Below are 1,226 nucleotides of genomic sequence, written 5' to 3'. Positions count from 1 at the left end.
CACATGGTTGTGGGCGAGAAAATCCGTCTATTTGTACCGAGCACACTTGGCTACGGCAAAAATGGTACGGGTCCAATTCCACCTGCAAGTGTTTTGATTTTTGATGTTGAGTTGTTAGAGATTCAGTAATCTCCCCTCTCGTACAATAAAAAACGCCGCAATTTTCGCGGCGTTTTTTATTAGCAGATATACCATTAAGTTATTCGCTTACTGCAACACCATTGCAATATAGTGATCGGCTAGGAGCGCAACAAACAGCGCCAACAGATGATAAATGGAGAACTTAAATGTCTCTATTGCGCTATTAGGCTCGGGTGCAAACTTGAGTTTCCACGCGTGATAAATGAAACCCGCATTTAGCAGCAATGCTGAAAAGAGATAGATAAAACCGACCATCCCCACCAATACAGGCATCACGCACACCAATGTGAGCAATACCGTGTAAAGTAAGATCGACGTTTTGGTGTATTCAATGCCATGGGTTACCGGCAGCATGGGAATGTCGACCTTGCGGTAATCTTCCACTCGATGTATCGCGAGAGCCCAGAAATGCGGAGGCGTCCAGATGAAGATAATCATCACCAATAGCCAAGCGTTCCCATGCAGCTCGCCCGTCACCGCGGTCCAGCCTAAAAGAGGCGGCATCGCACCGGCAATGCCAGCAATCACAATATTTTGCGGCGTTGCTCGCTTCAAATACATGGTGTAAACCACCGCATAGCCCAGTAAACTCAAAAACGTCATCCACGCTGTGAGCGCGTTTACCCAAGCATATAGGAGTACAAAACCAACCACGCCGATTGCCACGGCAAAAATCGCAACCGACAAGGGATTGGTATCTCCCGACGGTAAAGGACGCGTATGAGTACGAGCCATTCTTGCATCAATTCTGCGGTCAATAAGATGATTAAATGCCGCGGCAGAACCAGCCATTAGTCCTATTCCAATCAATCCGATGGATGCTTGAATCCAAGGGAAATCAGTGACCGGCGCCAAGCTCATGCCGACAATGGCGGTGACTAACATTAGCGCGACAACTTTAGGTTTAGTCAGTTTTAAGTACGTTGAGCCGAGACGCTTTCGACTATCGAGTGTTAACGCAATTTCTTTACTCATAGCGAACTCCTTTCACTGCATAATTCCAATCGGCTTTTCCTTGCCACAAATAAAACTGACTTACACAAATCAGGCTCAACATGATTGCAGCACCCAGGTTATGAGCCACT

2 protein-coding genes and 1 pseudogene are annotated in these 1,226 nt (G+C 46.8%); 1 reads left to right on the top strand and 2 read right to left on the bottom strand.

Annotated features, from left to right (window positions below; all coding sequences use genetic code 11):
- Positions 1–129 (top strand): FKBP-type peptidyl-prolyl cis-trans isomerase (locus tag R7E47_RS24740; RefSeq protein WP_318085399.1); only part of this gene is annotated, 129 nt, incomplete at its 5' end.
- A 78-nt stretch (positions 130–207) separates the two neighbouring features.
- Here R7E47_RS24740 and cyoE read toward each other — a convergent pair.
- Both cyoE and R7E47_RS24730 read right to left on the bottom strand, forming a co-directional pair.
- Entirely contained in the window at positions 208–1,116 is a 909-nt protein-coding gene (cyoE, locus tag R7E47_RS24735; protein WP_318085397.1) for a heme o synthase, read from the bottom strand.
- Positions 1,109–1,226, bottom strand: a pseudogene (locus R7E47_RS24730) (heme A synthase); the annotation flags it as partial. The gene cyoE and the pseudogene R7E47_RS24730, both read right to left, overlap by 8 nt.

Source organism: Vibrio sp. Vb1026 (assembly GCF_033338745.1).
In the GTDB taxonomy this organism is placed as follows: domain Bacteria; phylum Pseudomonadota; class Gammaproteobacteria; order Enterobacterales; family Vibrionaceae; genus Vibrio; species Vibrio alginolyticus.
The sequence above is the reverse complement of the archived record's forward strand: the minus strand, read 5'-3'. Positions and strand labels throughout refer to the sequence as shown.

Bases quoted from the DNA above. Each gene is read 5' to 3' on its own strand.
- cyoE (WP_318085397.1), bottom strand. From the start codon at position 1,116: ATGAGTAAAGAAATTGCGTTAACACTCGATAGTCGAAAGCGTCTCGGC.